The organism is Komagataeibacter europaeus LMG 18890, assembly GCF_000285295.1.
In the GTDB taxonomy this organism is placed as follows: Bacteria; Pseudomonadota; Alphaproteobacteria; order Acetobacterales; family Acetobacteraceae; genus Komagataeibacter; species Komagataeibacter europaeus.
In genome coordinates, this window is record NZ_CADP01000160.1 from 1 (window position 1) to 4,683 (window position 4,683).

Below are 4,683 nucleotides of genomic sequence, written 5' to 3' on the forward strand. Positions count from 1 at the left end.
CCGGCTGCCACGGATCAAGATTACTGATCTTCTGCTGGAAGTGGACCGCTGGATCAGCTTCACCGACTGCTTTACCCATCGCCGTTCCAGCCGTGTCGCGGATGACAAAAACGCCCTGCTGACGGTGATCCTGGCGGATGGGATTAATCTTGGTCTGACACGCATGGCCGACACCTGTCAGGGTGCCACCCTGCGCCAGTTGGCGCATCTGCATGACTGGCATATCAGCGAGGCCGGATACGCCGAAGCCCTTGGCCGTATGGTTGCAGCCCATCGTGGGCTGCCCCTGGCGTCACTCTGGGGAGACGGCACATCGTCCTCAAGTGATGGTCAATTGTTTCATGCAGGTGGCAGAGGCGCTGCGATCAGCGATATCAATGCGCGCAATGGCAGTGAACCGGGCGTCAGTTTCTACACCCACATCTCCGATCAGTATGATCCGTTTTCGACCCGGGTGATTGCTGCGACGGCCGGTGAAGCGCCCTATGTTCTGGATGGACTGCTTTATCATGCTAACGGACTTTCCATTGAAGAGCATTATACAGATACGGGTGGGGCATCGGATCATGTTTTCGGGCTGATGCCCTTCTTTGGTTATCGATTTGCGCCCAGGATACGGGATCTGAAAGAGCGGAAACTTCACCTTTTTCCGGGACAACACCCGGGCGAACTTCTGGGTGGGATGGCCGGTGACCTGATCAATACCAACCATATTGTGGAACACTGGGACGACCTGCTGCGTCTCGTCACATCTATTCGGAGTGGAACCGTGACCGCTTCGGCCATGCTGCGCAAACTCGGATCTTACCCCCGTCAGAATGGTCTGGCTGTGGCTTTGCGCGAAGTCGGCCGGATCGAACGGTCAATTTTTATGCTCGACTGGATACAGGATCTGGATTTGCGCAGACGAACCCAGGCTGGACTCAATAAGGGAGAAGCCCGGAATGCGCTGGCTCGGGCGCTCTTCTTCAATCAGCTTGGCGAACTGCGGGATCGGCGTTTTGAAAATCAGGCCTATCGGGCGTCAGGTCTGAACCTGCTGGTGGCAGCGGTCATCCTATGGAATACGCGCTATCTTCAGTCTGCCATCACGACGCTCGGTATTTCAGATGACCTGGCCCAGCATATCGCACCCCTCGGCTGGGAGCATATTTCTCTGACAGGCGACTATCGCTGGAATGTCGATGAGCAGCCCGAAGCTGGCGCGTTACGACCGCTTCGGGTACCTGCATCCCTACTTGTTGCGTGAACCTCAATGTGGCCAGTTCTACAGGTGTTCACTCCAAGCGTACGTAAAATACACTTTCGTGTCGTGATCCCTTCATAGGGGGATATGTCTGTCATTTCTTTGTCCTGTAGATGATTTTTACTTTTCTGTTGCCGGATCCAGTCTGAAATTTGTGGCTGTCCTCCCGTCATGAAGGTCGCGGGTGTGAGATTATTTTTTCAATTTCAACGTTCGGAGCGTCGGATGTAGGTTTTTCCGGAATTTCCAGTCATTTTATATATTAGCATTGCATAATATTTAACTTCACGACTCCGGGATTTCCTCTCCCTGTGAAAACAGGAAAGAAGAAATCATGTAAATCGCAGCGCAGGGGTATGCAATCTGATCGGCTGTTGGACTGACTGTTGTGGCTGCGCTTAGCGGTTCCATGGAGCGTGAGCTACGACCCGTGCCAGGCCGCAAAAACCTGTCAGTCCAGCAACGGTAAGGCCCGCGCCAAAAAAGCCGGTCAGCAGGAAATACCATGGGCTTACAAAAAAGCCGAGAAGGCTGCCTGTGAGAACAAGTAATCCGATGATGAGTTGCACCTGACGGTCGAGGGGCAGGACTTTCCGGCCGCTTCTTTGTAATGGCAGGCCTTCCTTCATCCAGGACTCGATGCCTCCTTCAAGATTATAGAGAGTGAGGCTGGGGTCTTCGGCCAATAGTTTCTTGCAGGCAGAAGCACCACGACCACCCTTGCGACAATAAATGACCAGATTTTTGTCAGCATGAGGCGGCAGAATGGCCTTTTTGATTGAGCCCAGTGGCAGAAGGGTCGCGCCGGAAATGGACTCGGATGCAAATTCCGAGGGCTCTCGCACATCGACCAGGGCGACTTTCTTCTGCTCCAGCCAATCGTTCAGGGTTTTTGCATCCACGGACTGCATTGTCATTTTACATGAACTTCCTAATCAAGGGTGTTCGCGACAGAAGATCAGCTGAAGCACGGCAAGTACTGCCTGTGCTTCAGCGCTGCAAAGTCGATAATAGATCATCAGGCCGCGTCGTTCTGAAGTAATCAGACCAGCATCTTTAAGTCGCGCCAGATGTTGAGACAGGGCCGACTGCGATAATCCAACGGCTTCAGCGATATCTCCGACATTTTTTTCACCGGAGACAAGGTGGCACAGCACCATCAGTCGGTTGGCATTGGCGAGTTCCTTGAGAAACCTCTCTGCTTCCGAGGCATGACGCTGCATGGCTTCATGGGCGAGGGATAGGTTTCGTTTTTCCACGTTGATACCTTATTGCAGAATTCTATTTTAGCAATATCTAAAATACTTAATCCAAATCGTAAAGTGTCTTTCCGTATGGATGCCGGTATATGCCTCGTGAAATATGCCAGATAATGATTTCTGTAATTTCGTCTATGTTTTCAAATATTTTTTGAAAAAACATGACATTCCGCATCCTTTTCATGCGAATTGCAGAATGTCATCAGTTAGACGCCGGAAGCGAATAAGGATTGCAGTTTCCAGTGGTCTGCACTGAGTGTTTTTCCGGCTTTGGAAGCGGCAGAAGAACACTCGGCATAATTTTCTTAACGAACAATGGGGGGAGTATGCCCCTTTATTTGTCCGTTTTCGCTGAAAACCAGGGAATCATGCGGGCAATAGCTTCTTCAATCCTGTCGGTTGAAACCGCGAAGCTGAAGCGCATGAATTTGTGGCCATTGACCGGGTCGAAATCAATTCCGGGCGCAGTTGCAACACCTGTATCGCGCAGCAGTTCTTCGCAAAATATCAGACTGTTGTCAGTCAGATGTCCGATATCGGCATAAACATAAAACGCGCCATCAGGGGGGGCTATATTGTTCAAGCCCATCTGTGGGAGAGCTTGCAGGAGAAGATCGCGGTTCTTGCGATAGGTCACAAGATGCCCTTCCAGCTCCTCGCTGCAATCAAAGGCGACCAGCCCGGCGTGCTGGCTCAGGGAAGAAGGTGTCAGGAACAGATTGCCCATGCGGGCACGCGCCTTGTCGATCATGTCTTCGGGAATGATCAGCCATCCCAGACGCCAGGGTGCCATGCTGAAATATTTGGAAAAGCTGTTCACGATCAGCGCTTCCGGTTCATATTCCAGAGCGCTGTGCGCTGGTTCATCATAGCTCAGACCGTGGTAAATTTCGTCGGAGATGATCCGGATATTGCGCTCGCGGCAGACGCGGACGATGGCGCGGAATTCCTGTTCCGGCAGGATGGTCCCCGTAGGGTTGGCGGGACTGGCGATAATCAGGGCGTCCGGTGCGGGCACAAGCGCTTCGATGGCGCGCGCTGTCAGTTGGAAGCATTCTTTCTCGCCACACGGGATTTCAACCGGGACCATGTGAAGGCTTTTCAGCGTGTTGCGATAGGCAACGTAACCCGGCCGGGCCAGAGCAACGCGCATGCCGGGTGTGAGGCTGGACAGCAGGGCCAGAACCAGAGCCGGTGACGCGCCACAGGTCAGAATGACCTGCTGCGGGCGGATGCTGACGCCATATGTGTCGTGATAATGCCGGGCGATCCGTTCACGAAGGGCCTGACTTTCCCAATATCCCATCGGATCTGTGGCCAGAACATGTTGTGCGCGTTCGATGGCCTTGGTCGGCGCCCCGGTGGAGGGCTGGCCAAATTCCATGTGAATGATGTCCTGTCCCTCGGCTGCGAGACGGTGGGCCAGAGCGCTGAGTTCAATGGCGTGGAACGGTGCGATTTCGGGAACGGACATGCATGACCCATGGGGTTGTCTGAAACTTTGGCCCTGATAGCAGAGATGGAATGAAAGAGGAAAAAGACCAGCACAAAGACGCTTAATCTTCTGCTGCGAACCGGGCTAAAAAGCACGAATGATATGTTCCGAGATTTTCAAGACAGAGCTTGCTTGGCGCCCGCCCGAGGATTTTCTCGGATTTGCTTCCGGAGCATCGTCCTGCGTCATGCTGGACAGCGGTGGAGAGTCGCCTGAGGGGCGCTGGTCATGGCTCTGTCCACGACCAGTCTCCACACTCGTGTTGCGACAGGGGGTTCTGAAGCGTGACGGTGTGGAAATCGCGCAGGGGACGGATGTCTGGTCTTGTATCCGTGCGATGTTGCGTCCACGCAGTGCGGAAGATCTGCCTTTTCCCGGAGGCGTGATCGGTTTGGCGTCTTATGAAGCGGGCATGCGGCTGGAGCGGATTGCGTCACGGCACATGAGCGATGAACCCGAACTCATTGCCATGCTGTGTGATGATTTTTTCGCTTTTGACCGGCTGGAAAAGCGCCTTTGGTGGGTCAGTCATTCGGCAGCGCCTGTGCCGGAAATTCCGGTCGTTCTGGACGCGGAAATCTCACAGAAGGGTTGTACATCGGATTAGATTATGAAAAAGTCTGTTTTGCACAAAAGAATTTTTCATAAGCAATAAACGAACCCGATGCAGACAGAGTGTAGCG

General features: G+C 53.3%; 5 protein-coding genes. 2 read left to right on the top strand and 3 right to left on the bottom strand.

All coding sequences use genetic code 11. The features are described 5' to 3' along the window. The coding region (locus tag GEU01_RS19525; RefSeq protein WP_019087227.1) for a Tn3 family transposase at positions 1-1,249 on the top strand (1,249 nt) is incomplete at its 5' end. A 395-nt stretch (positions 1,250-1,644) separates the two neighbouring features. Here the strand turns inward: GEU01_RS19525 and GEU01_RS19530 are convergent. The 3 genes from GEU01_RS19530 to GEU01_RS19535 form a co-directional block, all read right to left on the bottom strand. Beyond that, a complete protein-coding gene (locus tag GEU01_RS19530; RefSeq protein WP_010518081.1) occupies positions 1,645-2,163 on the bottom strand; it encodes a rhodanese-like domain-containing protein in 519 nt (172 codons plus the stop codon). Positions 2,164-2,181: 18 nt separating this feature from the next. After that, the gene (locus tag GEU01_RS25065; protein WP_157212900.1) at positions 2,182-2,505 is read right to left on the bottom strand and encodes an ArsR/SmtB family transcription factor; all 324 of its coding nucleotides are present in this window, start codon (positions 2,503-2,505) and stop codon (positions 2,182-2,184) included. Positions 2,506-2,839: 334 nt separating this feature from the next. Continuing rightward, positions 2,840-3,979, bottom strand: coding sequence for a pyridoxal phosphate-dependent aminotransferase (locus GEU01_RS19535; protein ID WP_019087403.1), 1,140 nt, complete (start codon positions 3,977-3,979; stop codon positions 2,840-2,842). 118 nt (positions 3,980-4,097) lie between these two features. On the opposite strand from GEU01_RS19535, the gene GEU01_RS19540 reads away from it, so the two are divergent. Continuing rightward, complete coding sequence (locus tag GEU01_RS19540; protein ID WP_081500033.1) at positions 4,098-4,607, top strand: hypothetical protein; 510 nt, start codon at positions 4,098-4,100, stop codon at positions 4,605-4,607. The last annotated feature ends 76 nt before the right edge of the window (positions 4,608-4,683 follow it).

Coding starts and splice junctions, on each gene's coding strand:
- GEU01_RS19530 (WP_010518081.1), bottom strand. CDS start 2,163: ATGACAATGCAGTCCGTGGATGCAAAAACCCTGAACGATTGGCTGGAG.
- GEU01_RS19535 (WP_019087403.1), bottom strand. CDS start 3,979: ATGTCCGTTCCCGAAATCGCACCGTTCCACGCCATTGAACTCAGCGCT.
- GEU01_RS19540 (WP_081500033.1), top strand. CDS start 4,098: ATGATATGTTCCGAGATTTTCAAGACAGAGCTTGCTTGGCGCCCGCCC.